Below are 18,014 nucleotides of genomic sequence, written 5' to 3'. Positions count from 1 at the left end.
ATTCACCTGCATTCGCACCGTGACCTTAAAGCTAGACTTAAGGTCAAATCCTCGGGCCGCCTCTCAAACTAAACAAGGCGGCCGACGCCGGAGGGATACAGAGCATTGTCTGTCTTGCTTTTTGGTTTGTCGTTGACGAGGCGATCGAGCACGCCGGTTTCAGTCGCAGTCAACACGAGAGCGTCTGGACGGAACGGTTGAGCATCATGCCGCAAACCGTGTGCGATCTGAGGCGACCGGCCTTATCCCGGCCACTGTTTATGCTCTTGGTGATGTCGATCGCTTCCGACTTCTCGCGTTGATAGCTGAACTCGATTGTAGCGTGCAGCACAAGAACGAGACCTTCAGTGGCGGCGGCTCAATCACGTTCGATTAGAAGTAGCCGGCCAGAATGTCCGCTTCGCTGACCCGGTCATTAGAGAAGAAGCGGTAGGCTGCCTTGTATTCGCCCAATCCTGTCAGACGAGCGGAATGCTTGTCCCATGGCGGCTTCCAATCTGCGTGATCAGTTTGCGGAATCTGTCGCCGAGCCGCGCGTGCCTAAACTCGCATCCACTACTCTCTCGATCAATCCAGCATTCACCTTCCCGGGACCGCCAACCGCCTTTCGTCGGTCGATCCCTTAATGTCGCCCCATAGAGCACCCCCTCGCAAATCAGGTGCTCAGAAAGGAATCACAAGTGATTCTTTTCGATTCAAGATTTCGCCGATCAGCGGATCAGTCCGAGTGGTCAAAGTTATGGGTAATTGAAAAGAGCTTGAAGTGCCCCTCAGCCGATTTTGAAACTTCTTTCCATGGCTGAACTCGGCGAAGTCATCGAAGCAGCGTTATTTTGCCTACCCGGGCCGCAGTCTAATCACTCCAATGTCGCTCTCGATAGCGATTTGCGTTTCAAATGGCTCGGAAAGCTTCTGTAGACGCTCAAGTATGGCTCTTGCTTGCTGTGTTGAGGCGAGACGCGGGATGCCCCGGTTGGCGAACCTCTTGGAGTGACCGAGTTCGATAGGATAAAGCCGCAATTCAGCAAGTTGGTTCTGCTCAAATCGACTGACGGTGATAACGCTATCGTAGAAGATGGGGTCTGTGAACCCCGGAGCCGTCTGGAATCCAACTACCATCTCGTCAACAGTGACCTCGGCATCGGTATGGACGCGAGGGTCCTTACCGTAGGCAGCGAACATGTCTGCGCCCACCGGGGTCTGAAGATTGTCAAAAGTGAAGTTCCCCACGCTGTAAAAGATCGGCCGACCCTTATAGATTTCGATGCCTCGCAGCTGGTGCGGTCCATGAACGATGTATGCGTCTGCGCCTGCATCGATCAGCCTATGCGCAAACGCTTGCTCGTAATCCGGCGGTTCTTGGCACCAATTTCCGGGCTCGTGACCGTGATTTGTGACCAAGCAGAAGTCGGCAAACTGCTTGCCCCGTCGTACGTTCCGTAAGATATCGTCAGCATCGCGCGGATCGGGTTCGTAGCTGTAGCCCGCCTTGTCGCCTTTTTTGTAGGTCGTTTTAGCGAGCACGACCCGGTTGGGATCCTCACCAGCAGATTTGTAGCCGGGCAAGACCTCACGTATCCGTCTGAGGCTCTCAAGCATCTCCGGCGGCACCACAATGCTTGGTACCAAACGAAGAGTGTTGAGTCCTGGCCTGCCCGGCGCCTCGCCTGCGGGATCGGCCGCACGAGACAACGGTGTGAAGGTTGTAGCAAACGACAGCAACGCCACGCGCCCCCGTGCGGTTTCCAGAAAGCGAGCGGCGCCCGCCTGTGAAAGATTCTCGCCCGCACCTGCATGGATAATCCCGTTTTGATCGAGCACTCGGCTCGTCTCGCGCATGCCTTCGATGCCCCAGTCAAGCGTATGGTTGTTGGCGCGACTTAACATGTTAAATCCCATCGCCGTCAAATCGGGACCGAGTTCTGGTAAGCTGATGAGATAATCACCTCCGTACTCTGCCTGCGGACTGCCAGTGAATGATCGGATATCGAAGATACTTGTTTCAAGGTTGCCAAATGCGACATCACCATCCTGAAGGATCTTGAGGACATCACTGAAGCCCTGGTGTTGACCTTTGGTCAACGCCCGCGTGACGAGGAGGTCGCCAACTGCTATCAGCTTGAAGCCGTCCGCAACGTTCGTTTCGATCGAACCGACTATGTCATAGCCACTGTCATGCTGAATCGAATGACTACCCTTTTCTCGCATTTGATCTCCTTTCGCGAGTGCGCGTTTTGATGATTGGCATCAGTCGTTGGTCTAAATGATTGGCCCGTCGGTGGGCGCAGCGCGGACTCGAAGCGGTGACTTTGGGAGAGCCGCTTTCACGACAATAAGCTCTGGTGTACCCTGATCGGAAGTTCACAGGTCCGCGGCGGAGTTGGCGCGCGGCGCTGGTATGTGCCGCTCCCATGGATGGTCTGACGGCATGACGTCCCTCCGAGATACGCCGCGCGAAGCTTTCATGCTCTATCGCAGAAGGAAAACGCATTGCTTTAGAAGAATGGTGGCGAGCATTTGTGCGAAATCGCCTCAGTACGGACTCTGTTGCCAGGCCATGGAAGTCAGCAAGAGTTGGCTGGCACAAAAGGAAAGGCGTGGATGTTCGCGGCTGGCGCGCGCACGTGACAAGCCACGACGCGCCCGTCTGCCATAGGAACCAAAGGCGGCAGGTCGACCCGGCAACGCTCAACTGCGAGCGGACAGCGCGGGTGAAACGTGCATCCTTTCGGAGGATCGATCGGGCTCGGCACCTCGCCATCCAAAGGGGCCTCCAATCGAACTCGCGTGGGATCGGGCACCGGTACGGCCGCGATCAGCGCCTCGGTGTAAGGGTGAACCGGCTTGGCGAAGAGTGCCTCGCACGGGGCGAGTTCCACGATCCGCCCCAAATACATGACCGCAACGTGGTGGCCGATATGCTGCACGACCTTAAGGTCATGTGAGATGAAGACGAAAGCTATACCCATTTCCCGCTGGAGATCGAGAAGCAGATTTAAGATCTGTGCCTGCACAGACACGTCGAGGGCAGAGACCGCCTCGTCGGCGATGATGAGCGAAGGCTGCAAAGCTAGCGCCCGCGCGATGCCGAGCCGCTGCCGCTGCCCACCCGAAAACTCGGACGGAAGCCTGTGCATCACCTCAGGCGACATTCCGACCTTTCGGAGCAGGTCCGCGGCAAGCGCGTGGCGTTGCTTTCGGCTGAGACGCTCAAAGTTCTCAACGGGTTCAGTGATGATCTGTTTGGCGCTGAGACGAGGATTCAGTGACGCGTAAGGATCCTGAAAAACCATCTGCATTTGACGGCGCCACGTGCGAAGTTCCTGCGCGTTGAGACCCGCAATGTCGGTCCCGTTCAGCAATACGCGCCCGCCCGTCGGTTCCAAGATCCGCATTAGGAGCCGTGCGATGGTGGATTTGCCACAGCCGGATTCGCCGACGATGCAGAGCGTCTCACCTGCCGCGACTGAAAAAGACACATCCTCCACGGCCCGCACCACCGGTCCGGTCTTCTTCAGGCGCCCTGTAGCCAGCGGATAATGCTTCGTGAGTTGTTCGACCTTTAGCAGGGGCTTGCTCATGCGGCCACCACCTCCCCGGCGCGCCAACAAGCCGCGGTGTGGCCCCGTCCGACCTCATGCATGGTGGGCGTCTTCTCGCGGCAAATACTTATTGCGAATGGACAGCGGGGCGCGAAGCTGCAACCCACGATGGGCTCGCGCAGGCTTGGTACAATGCCGGGAATTTCCGGAAGGCGGCGCTGACGTCCGTGCCGCGAATCAGGCACCGAGCGCATGAGGCCTTGGGTATACGGATGCGCGGGCTGCGCGAACAGGTCAGTTACGGTGGCTTGCTCCACGATTCGTCCAGCGTACATGACGATCACCTGTTGGCACGTCTCGGCTACAACTCCCAGATCATGCGTGATGAACATGACGGCTGTTCGCATGCGCTTTTTCAGATCGACAATCAGTCGCAAGATCTGAGCCTGCATAGTGACGTCGAGTGCAGTCGTTGGCTCGTCGGCAATCAGCAGATCCGGTGAACAAGCGACTGCCATCGCAATCATGGCACGCTGTCGCATGCCCCCAGACATTTCGTGAGGATAGTTGTTGGCGCGTCGCTCGGGATCCCCGATGCGAACCAGATGGAGCATCTCTATAGACTTTGCCATCGCGTCTGACCAAGAGGCGAACGTGTGGATCCTGATCGCTTCGGCGATCTGTCGCCCAACTGTCTGAACCGGATTCAAACTTGTCATGGGCTCTTGAAAGATCATGGCGATCCGGCCGCCCCGAATCTTCCGCATCTCTCGATCCGACAGTTTGAGAAGATCGCGGCCAAGAAAGCGGATCTCCCCGCCTACGGTCTTGGCCGTCAGCTTCGGCAACAAGCGAAGAATGGAGAGCGCGGTGACACTCTTGCCGCAGCCAGATTCGCCGACAACGCCGAGCGTTTCGCCACTCTTTACCTGGAAGCTGATGCCACCAAGGGCACGGGTAACGCTTTCCTCGCCGTAAAAGGCTGTCTCTAGTTTTCGGACATCCAAAAGCACATCATTCCCTGCGGCTGTTTCCATGTTCACGTCAGCGCCTCCGCTTTGAGCGGGGGTCGAACATGTCGCGCAAGCCATCCCCGAGCAAATTGACGGCAAGGACCATGACGGCAAGGCAGATGCCTGGGGCAAAGATCGTCCATGGCGCGATTGGGAGATACAAGCGCGAGCCTGAGATCATGTTGCCCCAGCTGGGGATCTCAGGTGGCACTCCCGCACCCAGGAAACTCAGCCCGGCCTCTGTCAGAATTGCATTCGCAGAGACATAGGCGCTCTGAACCATGAGCGGGGGAATTGTGCTCGGGAGGATATGGCGCCATAGCACCTTCGGCAGGCGTGCACCGCCACAGATCGCTGCCTCCACATAGGGACGCACCCGAACGCTGAGAACTACCGAACGAACCAGCCGCGCGACGCTTGGAATCTGAGGGATCGTGATAGCGGCGATGAGAATGCCGGGTCCCCCGCGCGTCAGAGAGACGAGGGCAATGGCCAACAGAACCGTCGGGATGGACATCAGGCCGTCCATGACTCGCATCACAACACCATCGAAGCCCCGGTTGTAGCCGGCCACGATACCGACCAGTAGTCCGACCAGAACCGCACTCGCTGCCGACGTCAATCCCACCATGAGTGAGACTCGGGCGCCGAACGCCGTTCGCGCAAATACGTCACGGCCTAAATGGTCGGTTCCGAACCACATATCGGCGGAAGGCGACTTTAGACGTCTGAACGGATCGAGTGTCAGTGGATCGCCTGCGTATAGCGGTGCAGCTAGCGCTAGGACGATCAACAGGGCCAAGGTAACGCCGCCCACAAATACCAGCGGATGTCGCCTCGCGACACGAGTGACATCAACGGTTGGCAGCCGGCTCATCAATGTGGCTTCAACTGGTGCGCTAAGGGGGGTCATGCTAGTACCGGATGCGAGGATCGATCAGAGTGTAAGCGAGATCGACCACGAGATTGAGAAGGACGTACGCGCCCGAACAGAGGATCAGCACGCCTTGTATGATGGGATAGTCCCGGTTGTTGATTGCATCGACTGTCAAGCGACCTACACCAGGTATGTTGAAAACTGTCTCTGTGATGACAACCCCAGAGATCAAAAATGCGAAACTTATGCCTATGACGGTGAGGATCGGGACACCCGCGTTCTTCAGAGCGTGCGAGAAAAGCATCGAAAACGCCGAGGCGCCCTTGGCGGCGGCCGTTCGCATATAGTCTTCTGCGAGGACTTCAAGCATGCTTGCCCGTGTGATCCGAGCGATGAGAGCAACATAGGCCAGACCTAGGGTCAGGGTCGGCAAGATCAGGTGCACAAACCAGGACCCGATGCCATGATCAATCGGCTCGTATCCTTGGACCGGTAACCAATGCATACTGAAGGCAAACCAGTAGATAAAAAAATAGCCAATCACAAACACCGGGACTGAGAAACCGAGCGCCGCGACGGCCGTTAGGACACGATCGACAATGCCGCAGACGCGCGACGCGGCAAGGATACCGAAAGCAACCCCTACCGTGACCGAAAAGATCATCGCTAGTATCGAAAGGGAAATCGTAGGCTCGAGCCTCTGTGAAATCAGTTGGAGAACCGGTCGACCTGTAAAGATTGAGACTCCAAAGTCGCCACCGAGGATGCCCAGCGCCCAATGCACGAACTGAACTGGCAGCGGGTCGTTAACTCCCAGCTTTTCGCGAATGCCGGCTATCATCTCTGGCGTGGCTGTATCGCCGGCTATGATCGCCGCTGGATCGCCAGGCGACAGCCTGAGAAGCAGGAAGATGAACATCCCGACCATCGCCATGACGCCGACGGTCGAAATTATTCTGCGAAGGATGTAGGCACCCATTGCGCTCAGGCCTTCTGCATGTTCCACATCGCAATATGCTGCGGCATGCTAATAAGGCCGGTGAGCGCCTTACGGCGTAAGGTTGGCGACATAATTTGACCCAACCGAACGTCGCCCACAAAGTCCCACCATACTCCTTGCATCTTGCGGGCGAGCGCCTTCCGCTCCTCGAGTGTTTTCATATCTGCCCATTTGGCCCTAAGAGCCTCATAGTCGTCACTCTTCGGCCAGCCATACCAAGCCTTGTCGCCATTTGCGGACAGGAAGGGTGCAGCGATAGGATCACCCTGGACGTAATCGGAATCGCTCGTGATGAAGATGTTCCAGCCCCCGTTCTCAATGGGTCCTTTGTTGGTCCGACGCGTGACGATCCCGCCCCAATCGCTTGGCGCGAGTTCGGCATTGACCCCGATCTTGCGTAGTGCGGCCGCCAGAAGCTGCGAGGCATTGTCGAGAAATGGTATGTTCGTGGGCTGGAGAATGACGACCTTCTCGCCGGCATATTCAGCCGCCTGAAACAACTGCTTGGCCTCTTCCGGATCGCCGCCCTTCTTGTACCATCCGGTATTTTCGTCGTTGGAATAGACCGTTCCGGCCCCAAATATCGAAGTGATGGGGCGGCCGTATTTTGGGTCGGGGGACCTGACGCGCACGAACGCTTCCTGATCAATCAAGTGAAGCACGGCTTGACGCGCCTTCACGTTGTCGAACGGCTTCTGCAGAAAGTTCATGCGCAGGCATACATCGCTGCCCGTCTTGTCTAAAACCTGGAGCACAAGACCAGGGTCGCTTTCGATCACCGACAAAAGATCAAGAGGGGCCGTTTGAATGAAGTCAATCTCACTCGCTTGCAAGGCTGCGAAAGCAGTCTGCTGATCGGAAATATTGTCCCAAATGACGCGATCGAGCTTAACAACCTTCCCGCCGGCGAATCCGTCGGGCGGCTCGCTGCGAGGTACATATTTTTCATTGCGATCGTAGGTGAAGCTTGCGCCCGGCTTGGCAAGGGCATGATTGAACTTAAAAGGCCCCGACCCAATATTCGAGGTCACCTGCTCGGTTGCAGGACGATTTGCGTCCTGCTCGCGCATGATGAACAGACATGGCTCCGACACCTTCGCGAGAATATGGATCAAAAGATCCAACGGCTCCTTGAGCGCAATTGTGAACGACCTGTCATCAATCTTTGAGATATCTCTGGCTCGTTCCATGATCAGACGTCCGCCGGAATCTACCTGACTCCAACGACGAATGGAGGCCACACAGTCCGCTGCAGTGACCGGGGTGCCGTCGTGCCAGCTTAGACCACTACGGAGCTCGAACGAATAGGTCTTCTTGTCTTCAGAAACGGCCCACTTCCCCACCATTTGCGGCTGCGGAACAAGCTTGGAGTCCAGCGAGAACAGCGTTTCATAAATGGCCAAGCCATGGTTGGCGGTGATGGTGGCGGCTGTAAAAATCGGATCGAAGACGCGGAGGTCACCGGCCATCACCATGCGGGCGGTCCGCGCGGCAATTGGCGCCGCCTGTGCCCGCAGCCCTCCCGCGATCGATAGCGCCGCTCCGGTTGTCAGGCCTAGCCTAAGTGCGTCACGTCGAGATATAGCCATTCCGCTCGCCCTCTTTCAGCCGTGCTCGTTGGCGCTTATGACCAAGCTGGCGCTGCAGGTCCCGGCCGCTATTATTGTTATAAAGCCCGGCTGCAGTTTTTCAGCGATTTACCCGGAAGGTCGGAAGATATCTCTCTATTTACGCCAAATACGGCGGCTTTCTGCATCGCGACGATTGGCTCCAAATGGCGCTGGTTAGCGCCCGTCGTTGAGATGACCGGCCGACTATCAAAGTTCGCGACATTGACAGCTTCAGCAGGAAATCTGCACCGGCAGGAAGCAGCTGTTTGAATGAGGACAGTCCATCGATTCTGTGCAGCGCAATCGCTCCACGAAGTCGGAGCGCGCGGTCGATCGGCAGGTCGAGGCGTTCCACATCGCCCTGAGCCGGCGCGCCTCCGACGCATGCTAGCGCATCCGTTTGGATCGGTGTGCCGTAAACGCCCGATCGCGCTGCTTCTCGGTGACTGGACACGCGGCGGGAGCCAGCAACCTGATGGCACCACGAAACGTGAGTTCTCGAGCAGTCAATCCGGGCAGCTCACGAATGCCGACCACTATTTGTCCATTCGTCCGTCGCACCACACGAGTTGATCTCACCAATGCCGAGGGACGCAGGCTTCATTGGCGGAGCTTTGGAGTCTCAAAAAAGGGGCCACTCCAAAGGAGTGGCCCCACCAAGTCAGGGAGGAAACGTCCCATGTGGGACCTCTGGGATCAGGCTGCAGCCTGTTCGATCGGTGAGAATGGCAGGCCGAGACTCTCGGCCACGGCTTTGTAAGTCAGCCGCCCCCTATAAACATTCAGGCCTGCGCGCAGATGCGGATTTTCGAGCACGGCTGCAAATCCCTTGTTGGCAAGAGCCAACCCAAAGGGCAGCGTGGCATTATTCAGCGCTTGGCTTGAGGTGAGCGGAACAGCTCCAGGCATGTTGGAAACACAATAGTGAATGACGCCGTCTACTTCGTAAGTTGGATCAGCATACGTCGTCGGACGCGAGGTCTCGAAGCATCCGCCCTGATCGATTGCCACATCGACCACCACAGAGCCTTTGCGCATCGACCTCAACATGCCTCGGCTGACAAGCTTGGGGGCGCTCGCGCCAGGAACGAGCACCGCCCCGATGACCACGTCCGCCGCGAACACTTCGTCCTCAACAGCAGCTATTGTTGAAAACCTGGTGCGAACGCGTCCTTCGAATAACTCATCCAATTCGCGAAGCCGCCGTATCGAGCGGTCGAGAATTGTGACCTCGGCACCCAAGCCCGCCGCCATGCGTCCCGCATGCGTGCCGACAACGCCGCCTCCGATCACGACGACACGGGCCGGCTGAACACCTGGAACGCCTCCGATCAAGAGCCCTCGCCCGCCCGCATGGCGCTTCAGGGCTGCCCCGGCCGCCTCGATCGCGAGCCTGCCCGCGACCTCGCTCATAGGCGCAAGCAGCGGAAGACTGCCGTGCGCGTCAGTCACGGTCTCGTAAGCAATTGCGGTGCAGCCAGACTTCATAAGGCCCTTAGCCTGCTCTGGGTCTGCTGCCAGATGCAGATAAGTGAAGAGAATCTGGTTGTCTCGCAGCTGAGCCCACTCGGAAGGCTGGGGCTCCTTGACCTTTATGATCATCTCGCTCGATGCAAATACCTCTCGAGCGGAGTCCAGGATTGTTGCGCCAGCCTTGCGATAATCGTCGTCTGCAGCGCCAATCCCAGCTCCAGCATTGGACTCAACGACTACGCTATGGCTCGCCGCCACATACTCGCGTACGGCGGCGGGCGTAAGACCGACGCGGTATTCGTGCGCTTTTATTTCCTTGGGAACGCCGACCTTCATCTGGACTCTCCTTCTGAGCTTTCTAACAGGGACTTCCCAGTGCAAACTGCACCGCACATCGACAAATAGCGCAGGAATCCATTGATTTCTTTGTTGTCGCGCAGGATTCAAGCGCAGCCGCGGTCGCGAGCATGCTGGACATAAAAACGCTCCGCTAATTTCTTCGGTGTTAATCGCGCATCTTCGTTTCCGACACGATGACGTTCACCATCGCGTGCTTCAGCTTTGTTGAAGTTGAGGATACCTGGCGACTTGACATGTCGCAGCACGCTTGAGAGGATTGTCATGTCTGATGACGGTGTGCGGGAGAGTGCGGTGAGCCGGCAGGCCCATCGCCGCCGACGGAGCAACTCCCCAAGGAAACTCTCAGGCCCAGGACCGCACGCAAAAGGACAATCTGGAGAGAGGTGCCGATTGGTACCCACCGAAGGGGACCGCTTCTCAGGATAGCGGGCAAGCTCTCAGGTGCACGGACAGATTTGGGGCGACGCAATGGTGAAAGCCGTTTCGCCGTTCATTCCCGTTTGTCTTGGAGCACATGATGAGCACGATCACTATCATCGGATCCGGTATCACCGGCGTTACAACCGCTTATGCGCTGGCCGTCCGCGGCCACTCGGTCACGGTCTTTGACCGTCAGCGTTATCCTGCGATGGAGACCTCGTTTGCCAATGGAGGTCAATTGTCGGCGAGCAATGCCGAGGTCTGGAATAACCTGGGGACCATCGTCAAAGGTCTCAGATGGATGCTGCGCAGTGACGCACCATTGTTGCTGAACCCTAGTCCAAGTATTCACAAATATACTTGGTTGGCGGAGTTCATCGGCCAGATTCGCCACTATCGTCGCAACACGATCGAGACGACTAGACTCGCGATCGCCGCTCGCCGGCATCTGTTCGACATTGCCAATCAGGAAGGCATCGCTTTCGACCTGGAGCGGCGAGGCATCTTGCACATTTATTCCAACAAGAGTGACTTCGATGCGGCTTCGCGAGTGAATGAGCTGCTGGTCGAGGGTGGATTGGATCGCCGTCCGGTGACCCCGTCGGAGATGCGCGAGATAGAACCCGCGCTGCAAGGTCAGCATTATGGAGGATTCTTCACTCCATCGGACTCAACTGGCGACATTCACAAGTTCACCCGCGGACTCGCTGCGGCTTGTGAACGAAAAGGGGTGCGGTTCGTTTTTGGGACCGAGATATGCGAAGTGCGAGCCGATTCAGAAGGCGTGCTCGTGCGGTGGCAAGAAGGGCCCCTCACGAATGAGCTAAAGAGCCAAAGAGCTGTGATTTGTGCCGGAATTGGCAGCCGCCAGATTGCTTCAATGCTTGGGGACCGCGTTAACATCTATCCGGTCAAGGGATATTCCATCACCGTGGACCTAGCGGACGAAGCAAGCCAAAAGGCCGCGCCACGTGTGAGCCTCCTCGACGAGGCAACCAAGATTGTAACCAGTCGACTGGGAGAGAATCGCTTCCGTGTGGCTGGGACGGCAGAATTCAACGGCGAGAATCGCGACATTCGCGCCGACCGAATTAGGCCTCTGGTGCAGTGGGTGGAGCGATTATTCCCTGCTATCTCCACTGCCCAGGTGGTGCCGTGGGCCGGCTTGCGCCCCATGATGCCCAGCATGATGCCAAGGGTTGGCAGGGGCAAGAAACCGAACATCTTCTACAATACGGGCCATGGTCATCTCGGCTGGACGTTGTCGCCACTTACAGCAGAGATGATTGCCGATGCGATGGATGATAGCACGAGAAGTGAGCGATCGGCGGCCTGACTGGTAACGGGGTGGTAGCTCCGGCGAAGCCATGCTCACAGCCACATCAAAGCTGTGAGCATACGCTCGCGGGGGTTCGCCTCTTTGTGCGGTCGGCCCGAAGCCGCAGCGCACGTTGACGGCATTTCAAACTTGCTGATCCTGATCGATGCTGCGTGAAAGGACTGACCTGATGGCTGGACCACCCGCGCTAGATGACGGAGGTTTCTGCGGCGAGAACTGGCGAGCCCTCGTGCCGTCTTGCTGCTAGCTCAAAAGCGCGGAGGATCGGTTCAGGGAAGGCTGCGTCAATTATCGCATACCCGATGACAACCATAGAGGAGCACGATCGCGCCTTCCAAGGATTCATTGATCGTCTATCACACGCTGAGGATCCGGCCTCCTTCTCGGAAGCAATGGCCACGATTGCGACAGCGCTGGACCTGTCTTGCTTCGCATACCTCGCATTGCCATCTCGGACAAGCAAGAAGCCACTGGTGATCTCAACTTACCCTGCCAATTGGGTCGCACACTACGTGCGCAGTCACTATCAGCAGGTTGATCCTGTGATCGTGCGGGCTTTGCAAAACCCAGAGCCCTTTCAATGGGGTCGAGGGCTGTCGTTACCCAATATTTCTCCGGCACAACAGGAGCTGCTCGAGGAAGCTTCCAAGTTCGGAATTCGGTTCGGGTTTACCGTTCCAATTTACGATCGTCACCGTCCTGAAGCTGCTTTAACCTTCGCCTGCGAGCGGCGAAATATTCTATTCGATCGCTGTGTGACCTCAAACGCTCGAGTCCTGCAGCTAACGGCGATGTTCTTTCATGCGCATGTTCGCCGAAAGCTCCGAGATGAAACCCCAATCGATGGAGCACAGTTGTCGCCTCGCGAGCTTGAATGTCTGGAATGGTCCTCTCGCGGCAAGTCTGCCTGGGAGATCGGAAGGATCCTAGGAATCTCTCGACGAACGGCCGCGTTTCATCTGGATAATGCTCGAGCGAAGCTCGGTGCTCGCACGATTTGTCAAGCAGTCGCGCGCCTAGCTGAGGCAAAATCTCTAAAATAGTTGGCTGCCTGGCCGTTAGCAGCCTGTGCATCTGCACAGGATGCGTTTGCTTCAGCTGCCTGCTTTGATCTGTCTACCAAAAGCAGGGGGACAGCAAATGATGCTGCTCGTCACGCCAGACCACTATGGTGAATTCATCAATGAGCTCGCCGAGATGCATCGGTTGCGCTATCGCCTTTTCAAGGAGCGCCTGAATTGGGACGTCCAGATTAGCGGTGACATAGAGCTAGACGAGTTTGACGTCCTCCGGCCGGTGCATCTACTGTATCGCTCGAGCGATGGGCGGATTCAAGGTTGCGTTCGACTGTTGCCGTCAACCGGTCCAAACATGCTCAGGGACATTTTTCCAGCTCTCCTAGAGGGGGTCGCGGCGCCAAAAGACGGCCAGATCTGGGAGAGCAGCCGGTTTGCGCTCGATCTTTGTCCAGATGCGTCAAAGGCGAGTGGCGGACTTGCTGCCGCCACGTACGAGCTTTTTGCGGGCATGGTCGAGTTTGGCCTTTCCATTCGCCTGACCGAAATCGTCACTGTCACCGACGCCCGGATGGAGCGCATTCTCCGGCGCGCGGGCTGGCCTCTCCGTCCGATCGGGAAGGCCCGTTCTTTGGGAAACACCACGGCTGTTGCCGGGTACCTGGAGGTCTCGCCGGATGCGTTGAATCGCATCCGCAAAGCAGGGCACATCTCAGGGCCGGTGCTCTGGGCTCCAGTCATCCGGGCGGCCGCCTAGGATCTGGAAGTAAGTACAATCGAGGAATCGCTGCAAATTGGCGCGAAAAGCCTATCTATTTAAGGCTTACGATGCACAAACCACGTCGATCAAGACACTCCCTCCAAGCCAGCAAGGCAATCGAACTGAAACACCTGAGATCGGCGGTTGCCGCGGCCGATTGTGGCAGCTTCCGGGGAGCCGCGGAGTTGCTGAGGTTGCAACAATCGAGCCTCAGCCGAAGAATCGACGAGATCGAACACCACTTGGGCATCGCTATCTTCGATCGTTATAGCGGAGGCGTGCGGCCGGCGCAGGCCGGCCGCAACGTGCTGCGGCTGGCAAGGGTTATACTGGAGGAATTCGACGCGCTCATCGCTACAGCGAGATCCGTTCACTACAGCGAAGCGGGCCGTTTGGCCGTCGGCTTCTGCACCTCGCTCTCGGCAGGCGACCTGCAAGCCTCCCTACTCGATTTCAAGCGGCAATTCCCGCAGATCGAGCTTGCGACGGTCGAACGATCACGGACGCGCTTGGCAGCGGCACTTCGAAACGGAACGCTCGATATCCTGGTCGTGACAGGGACCCTCCCCTTGCTGGACACGGAGCAAATGCCGCTTTGGAGCGAGCGTGTTCTGGTAGCCTTGCCTCCTGATCATCCTCTCGCCCGCAGCGAGACCGTGTGCTGGACCGACCTGCGCCGCGAAACGGTGTTGCTCAGCAAATACGATCCAGGAAAGGAGCTCGAGGATCTTCTGATTTCCAAGCTACTCTCGTCTGAAGATCGGCCCAATATCGAGCGTCACGAGGTTAGTCGCGGCATCATCAAGAGTCTCATCAGCATGCACACGGGAAGAAGTCTGGTCCTCGACTCCGATAGGGGAGCAAATTTTTCGGGCCTTACCTACCGAGAGCTGCGCGATGATGCGGGTCCGAGCCGTTTCGACTTTTTCGCCTATTGGCGCGGGGACAATGAAAACCCGGCCCTGCAGGAATTCCTGAAGCTGCTCTCTCGGCACTATTCCCCGCCACCGGTCGGACGTTGACGCGCTCGTCGAGCTTTCCGGAAACTCCGGTCCGCTGCCATGAAGCGGGCGAGCATGGGCGCGATAAGCTTAGCGGGATCTCCAATCGGCTGACCGGTCTCCTGTGCGAGGATATCGGCATACGCCAGAGATCCCGGTGGATGCTCGCAGGTAGTTCGTGCGTTACTTTGACCGGTTTATCGTCTTCGATTGTACCGAGCTTAAGCTTGGCCATTGTCATCCCCTGTACGGCTCGAGGACCAGATCGCGATTGACGATGACCCGCACAGGAAATCCCGGACGGATCGTCAATGTCGGCTGGATATTGAGATTGCGACGGACCACCTGCTGGCCCGTCTGATTGACCGAATCCCCTGCCCCGCGGCGGAGCGCAGCAATGAGGTCGCTGTTAGCGTTACCCGTGCCGGCTCCGGAATTCACCTCGGTGCCGATGGAAAGCGGAGACGAAAGAGCAGCGGCCCCCAACAGCTCCTTCCAGTGATTGTCGACCTGATCCTCAAGTCCGGAGTAACCTGCCGCATCCGCGCCCGGCTGCCGCTCCAGCACCATTGACCTCCCATTCGGCATGATGAGGCGTGTCCAGACCAGGAGCACCCGCGACTGGCCGAATGCGACCTGGCTGTCGTAGATCCCGATCAGCCTTGCTCCCTGGGGAATAAGGCGTGCTCGTCCGGTAGGAGAATCGTACACCGCTTCCGTGACTTGCGCCGTGATCTGGCCAGGCAGGTCAGAGCGGATTCCCGTGATGAGGGCGGCCGGGATAACCGTACCCGCCTGAACCACAAAGGGCGAAGCCGGCCTTGCCATGCGATCCGGACTGGTCGTCCGGCGACCAACAGTTGCGCTGACGAACGCAAGTTTTCGGTCCTGTCCATTCTGGGCGAGAGCTTCGTCAGCAGATGTCGCGGCATTCGGCGGCGTTTCATTCGCCGGCGTCACAGCGGCAGAGGGCCGGACACTGGTGCCAGCGAACACTTTGCTGATGCGTGGCGCCTCGCTCTCTTGATTAACGCGCTGCTGTTCGGCATCAACTCCGAGCGGACTTGAGGTCGACGACCCTTGGGCGGCGACGATCGGCCGGCCGAGATCACCTGGCAAAGGTGGCCCGAGACGCGGCACGCCTTTCGGGATCTCAGTGTAATCTTTCGGCAGGGTTGCAAGCTGATCAGCGACATTGTGGTGATCGGTCGCGTAAAGCTCCTCAGCGGCGGGACTGCGCGATTGCTTCTTCTGCAAAGCCCAGAACACCGCGCCCGAGATGAGCACGAGCACAATGGCGCTACCATCGGCAAGCACCTTGAGCGACACGCGCACCACCTGCGGCCGATCTGACCGAAGCCGCAGGGTTTCGGTGATCTCTTCCGGCGGCTTAGACGCATCGCTCGGCGTGTCATTCGCCTGGTCCGTATCGGTCACATTGACCTCCCGTCCGTTCGCACGATCCTGACCTTCTGCTGGTGCTCCTCGCCCAGTCTCAGTTCGGCGGCAGCGAACAGCCGGTCGATGATCAGGATGTTGCCGTAGGCACGGTAGTTCACGAGCTCGGGCTTGCCGTCAGGCCCGATCACGAACAGCGGCGGCATTTCGCCTTGGCCGATCCCCGGCGAGAACTCGACATAGACCTTGCGGCCATCGTCGTAGGCGTTGATTGGACGCCAGGGCGGACTGTCGCCCTCGATGACGTAGCGGTAGCGGCGCGCTGCCGGATCGGGGATGAAGGGCATCGGTGGCAGAGCCGTAGCACGGGCGGTCCGATCCTCCGGATAGAACCAGGCAACCGAGGGCATGTAGGGCTTTTCGCGGGAGCGAAGTTCCACCAGGTAAGTGCGCCGGTCGGTGTTGATGACGAGATTGGTCTCGATCAAGGGCCGTGTCGGCTTGACCATGATGTGGACACGGCGCGTGTCGCCGTTGCCGCTTTCGGTGTCGCCGACCACCCACCGCACCGTATCACCGGCCGCAACCGGTCCCGAGCCGATCAGCTGCTCACCGGGCTCAAGCGCAATGTCCGTAATTTGCCCGGGCGCGGCATAGATCTGGTAGAGCGCCCCTGGGCTATAGGAAAACACCTGCACTGCATTGTAGTAGCCGGCTTTGCGAGGCTGCACGCGTGCGGCGTCATTTGCGGTTTCAATGCGCTCGACAGGCTCCTTGGCCTCCACGCTCTTGCCGCCGCGCGCGGGCTTCCAGCTAGGTGGCACATGCAGCGGCCGCGAACGATCATCGGCAAGGGCCGGCAAGTCTGGCGCCGGCGGAATCTCGTTGTCATAACTGATTTGTGGCGGTTTGAACGTGGTGCAACCAGGGAGCCCGGACACGCCGATCAGAAGAGCCAGGAGTACACTCGGGTGGATGCTCTTTGAAGGAAAAACGAGAGTTGACCCCATTGTTAACCCAGCTCCTTCGACCAGTTGATGGCGTACACGTAGATGCCAAGCGGATTTTTCCGTAAGCGATCCAGATCGCGCGGCATGTCCACGATGATCGTGACGATCGCGCTCCAGCGCTCAGTCGCGGCAAGCTGGCCGCTGTCGTAGCGGCGCTCGATCCAGGCGAGGCGAAAGCTCTCAGGGGAGGCCCGGATGACGCTCGATACCTCAACTGCAATTTGCGTTTTACCCAATTTTGCGAATGGGTCGTTGTTGCGGGCATAGTCATTGAGCGCGACTGCGCCGCGATCTGTCGTGAAGTCGTAGGCATGGAGCCAGTTTTCTCGGAGGACGATGGCGTCCATTGGCAGGCCACGCACATGTTCGATGAAGCGCGCCAGGTGAAACGCGATCTGCGGGTCGGTGGGTTGGTAGCTGGCATTTGCCGGAGCAACGGTCTTCGCTTCGCCCAGCTGATCGACCTCGACCACCCAGGGCGTAATCGTGCCGTGGGCCGATTGCCAGACCAGAGCTCCGGCAAAGCCTGCGGAGAGGAAAAGGCAGCCAAACGCCATCAGGCGCCAATTCTTGGCCTGGACACGCGCAGATCCAATGCGGTCGTCCCAGACCTGGGCGTCCCGTTGATACGGAGTGACGGCTTGCGGCATGCGGCCATAGTGAACAGCCGATCGTTTGAACATTGCTTGACCTCAAGGATGGCAGGGAATGGAACTGGAGGGAAAGAAGCTGTCAGCGATCCTCTTGTGAGAGGTCGACAGATCCGCCGCCTCCACCGTGATCTCCCGAACGGATTGCTTGTGTTGCCGCCGATGTCCCATGACTGATCGTCTGCGCCGCTTCATCCGCCGAACCCATTCGGGAGCATTGTCGGAAGCCGCAGTGGAAGAGTCCCCTTCTCCCCTCCCGGCATCGCTCGACGTTCCACCAAGGCCAGCCACGACCGAGCGCAAGGGACTTGCCGAACCTGCCTCACTCCGCACTCGTCGAGCTCCCTGCCCGCAACATGCTCGTCGCGCTAGTTGCGATCGCGCCGCCCCCACGTGCCGCGCCCGCAATCGCGCCGCCGGCAAGGCCGGCCGCGCCGGCCGCAAGCCCTGCTTGTCATTCGGCCTGCAATATTGACCCCCTAAGCAGGGGGATCGGCGTCCAAAATTGACCCCCTACAGATTGGTCTGTTGCGCTGCCTGCTTTG

Annotated in this window: 15 protein-coding genes, 1 pseudogene and 1 riboswitch; of the genes and pseudogenes, 4 read left to right on the top strand and 12 right to left on the bottom strand. The window is 58.3% G+C overall.

Features of this window, described 5'->3' with window-relative positions; genetic code table 11:
* Positions 1 to 458: 458 nt before the first annotated feature.
* The 8 genes from IVB12_RS32980 to ald all read right to left on the bottom strand — a co-directional run bounded on the left by IVB12_RS32980 (position 459) and on the right by ald (position 9,851).
* Entirely contained in the window at positions 459 to 644 is a 186-nt protein-coding gene (locus tag IVB12_RS32980; protein ID WP_247305879.1) for a transposase DNA-binding-containing protein, read from the bottom strand.
* A 193-nt stretch (positions 645 to 837) separates the two neighbouring features.
* Positions 838 to 2,208: a CapA family protein gene (locus tag IVB12_RS32975; protein ID WP_247305876.1), complete on the bottom strand. Its 1,371-nt coding sequence runs from the start codon at positions 2,206 to 2,208 to the stop codon at positions 838 to 840.
* A 356-nt stretch (positions 2,209 to 2,564) separates the two neighbouring features.
* Entirely contained in the window at positions 2,565 to 3,581 is a 1,017-nt protein-coding gene (locus IVB12_RS32970) for a dipeptide ABC transporter ATP-binding protein (RefSeq protein ID WP_247305874.1), read from the bottom strand.
* Positions 3,578 to 4,579, bottom strand: coding sequence for an ABC transporter ATP-binding protein (locus IVB12_RS32965; protein ID WP_247305881.1), 1,002 nt, complete (start codon positions 4,577 to 4,579; stop codon positions 3,578 to 3,580). The genes IVB12_RS32970 and IVB12_RS32965 overlap by 4 nt, the downstream gene beginning before the upstream one ends.
* Positions 4,580 to 4,586: 7 nt before the next feature.
* On the bottom strand, positions 4,587 to 5,468 hold the full coding sequence (locus tag IVB12_RS32960) for an ABC transporter permease (protein WP_247305873.1): 882 nt from the start codon (positions 5,466 to 5,468) through the stop codon (positions 4,587 to 4,589).
* Between the two features lies 1 nt (position 5,469).
* Positions 5,470 to 6,411: an ABC transporter permease gene (locus IVB12_RS32955; RefSeq protein ID WP_247305871.1), complete on the bottom strand. Its 942-nt coding sequence runs from the start codon at positions 6,409 to 6,411 to the stop codon at positions 5,470 to 5,472.
* Positions 6,412 to 6,416: 5 nt separating this feature from the next.
* Entirely contained in the window at positions 6,417 to 8,021 is a 1,605-nt protein-coding gene (locus IVB12_RS32950) for an ABC transporter substrate-binding protein (RefSeq protein WP_247305869.1), read from the bottom strand.
* A gap of 717 nt (positions 8,022 to 8,738) precedes the next feature.
* Complete coding sequence (gene ald / locus IVB12_RS32945) at positions 8,739 to 9,851, bottom strand: alanine dehydrogenase (protein ID WP_247305867.1); 1,113 nt, start codon at positions 9,849 to 9,851, stop codon at positions 8,739 to 8,741.
* Between the two features lie 293 nt (positions 9,852 to 10,144).
* Positions 10,145 to 10,242: riboswitch (glycine riboswitch) on the top strand.
* Positions 10,243 to 10,392: 150 nt separating this feature from the next.
* Between ald and IVB12_RS32940 the strand changes: the two genes are divergently transcribed.
* The 4 genes from IVB12_RS32940 to IVB12_RS32925 all read left to right on the top strand — a co-directional run bounded on the left by IVB12_RS32940 (position 10,393) and on the right by IVB12_RS32925 (position 14,432).
* Positions 10,393 to 11,631 (top strand): D-amino acid dehydrogenase, encoded by a 1,239-nt coding sequence (locus tag IVB12_RS32940; RefSeq protein WP_247305865.1) that lies wholly within the window; start codon positions 10,393 to 10,395, stop codon positions 11,629 to 11,631.
* A 305-nt stretch (positions 11,632 to 11,936) separates the two neighbouring features.
* Positions 11,937 to 12,677 carry a LuxR family transcriptional regulator gene (locus IVB12_RS32935; RefSeq protein WP_247305862.1) on the top strand — a complete coding sequence of 247 codons (741 nt, stop codon included), beginning with the start codon at positions 11,937 to 11,939 and terminating at the stop codon, positions 12,675 to 12,677.
* Between the two features lie 97 nt (positions 12,678 to 12,774).
* Positions 12,775 to 13,407 (top strand): acyl-homoserine-lactone synthase, encoded by a 633-nt coding sequence (locus IVB12_RS32930; protein WP_247305859.1) that lies wholly within the window; start codon positions 12,775 to 12,777, stop codon positions 13,405 to 13,407.
* A 71-nt stretch (positions 13,408 to 13,478) separates the two neighbouring features.
* A complete protein-coding gene (locus IVB12_RS32925) occupies positions 13,479 to 14,432 on the top strand; it encodes a LysR family transcriptional regulator (RefSeq protein ID WP_247305856.1) in 954 nt (317 codons plus the stop codon).
* On the opposite strand, the pseudogene IVB12_RS32920 reads toward IVB12_RS32925, so the two are convergent.
* The 4 genes and pseudogenes from IVB12_RS32920 to trbF form a co-directional block, all read right to left on the bottom strand.
* A pseudogene (locus tag IVB12_RS32920) lies at positions 14,405 to 14,646 on the bottom strand (DUF2274 domain-containing protein). The gene IVB12_RS32925 and the pseudogene IVB12_RS32920 sit on opposite strands and share 28 nt — an antisense overlap.
* Positions 14,647 to 14,648: 2 nt before the next feature.
* Positions 14,649 to 15,848 (bottom strand): TrbI/VirB10 family protein, encoded by a 1,200-nt coding sequence (locus IVB12_RS32915; RefSeq protein ID WP_247305854.1) that lies wholly within the window; start codon positions 15,846 to 15,848, stop codon positions 14,649 to 14,651.
* Complete coding sequence (trbG, locus tag IVB12_RS32910) at positions 15,845 to 16,819, bottom strand: P-type conjugative transfer protein TrbG (protein ID WP_247305852.1); 975 nt, start codon at positions 16,817 to 16,819, stop codon at positions 15,845 to 15,847. The genes IVB12_RS32915 and trbG overlap by 4 nt, the downstream gene beginning before the upstream one ends.
* Positions 16,820 to 16,821: 2 nt before the next feature.
* A complete protein-coding gene (gene trbF, locus IVB12_RS32905; protein ID WP_247305849.1) occupies positions 16,822 to 17,502 on the bottom strand; it encodes a conjugal transfer protein TrbF in 681 nt (226 codons plus the stop codon).
* Between the last annotated feature and the right edge of the window lie 512 nt (positions 17,503 to 18,014).

Origin of the sequence: Bradyrhizobium sp. 179, from assembly GCF_023073535.1 — a bacterium.
In the GTDB taxonomy this organism is placed as follows: domain Bacteria; phylum Pseudomonadota; class Alphaproteobacteria; order Rhizobiales; family Xanthobacteraceae; genus Bradyrhizobium.
This window is presented reverse-complemented; position numbering and strand designations above follow the sequence as displayed.

What these genes read in the sequence shown, in the direction of transcription:
- IVB12_RS32975 (WP_247305876.1), bottom strand. Translation starts at nt 2,208, where the DNA reads ATGCGAGAAAAGGGTAGTCATTCGATTCAGCATGACAGTGGCTATGAC.
- IVB12_RS32970 (WP_247305874.1), bottom strand. Translation starts at nt 3,581, where the DNA reads ATGAGCAAGCCCCTGCTAAAGGTCGAACAACTCACGAAGCATTATCCG.
- IVB12_RS32965 (WP_247305881.1), bottom strand. Translation starts at nt 4,579, where the DNA reads ATGGAAACAGCCGCAGGGAATGATGTGCTTTTGGATGTCCGAAAACTA.
- IVB12_RS32960 (WP_247305873.1), bottom strand. Translation starts at nt 5,468, where the DNA reads ATGACCCCCCTTAGCGCACCAGTTGAAGCCACATTGATGAGCCGGCTG.
- IVB12_RS32955 (WP_247305871.1), bottom strand. Translation starts at nt 6,411, where the DNA reads ATGGGTGCCTACATCCTTCGCAGAATAATTTCGACCGTCGGCGTCATG.
- IVB12_RS32950 (WP_247305869.1), bottom strand. Translation starts at nt 8,021, where the DNA reads ATGGCTATATCTCGACGTGACGCACTTAGGCTAGGCCTGACAACCGGA.
- ald (WP_247305867.1), bottom strand. Translation starts at nt 9,851, where the DNA reads ATGAAGGTCGGCGTTCCCAAGGAAATAAAAGCGCACGAATACCGCGTC.
- IVB12_RS32940 (WP_247305865.1), top strand. Translation starts at nt 10,393, where the DNA reads ATGAGCACGATCACTATCATCGGATCCGGTATCACCGGCGTTACAACC.
- IVB12_RS32935 (WP_247305862.1), top strand. Translation starts at nt 11,937, where the DNA reads ATGACAACCATAGAGGAGCACGATCGCGCCTTCCAAGGATTCATTGAT.
- IVB12_RS32930 (WP_247305859.1), top strand. Translation starts at nt 12,775, where the DNA reads ATGATGCTGCTCGTCACGCCAGACCACTATGGTGAATTCATCAATGAG.
- IVB12_RS32925 (WP_247305856.1), top strand. Translation starts at nt 13,479, where the DNA reads ATGCACAAACCACGTCGATCAAGACACTCCCTCCAAGCCAGCAAGGCA.
- trbG (WP_247305852.1), bottom strand. Translation starts at nt 16,819, where the DNA reads ATGGGGTCAACTCTCGTTTTTCCTTCAAAGAGCATCCACCCGAGTGTA.
- trbF (WP_247305849.1), bottom strand. Translation starts at nt 17,502, where the DNA reads ATGTTCAAACGATCGGCTGTTCACTATGGCCGCATGCCGCAAGCCGTC.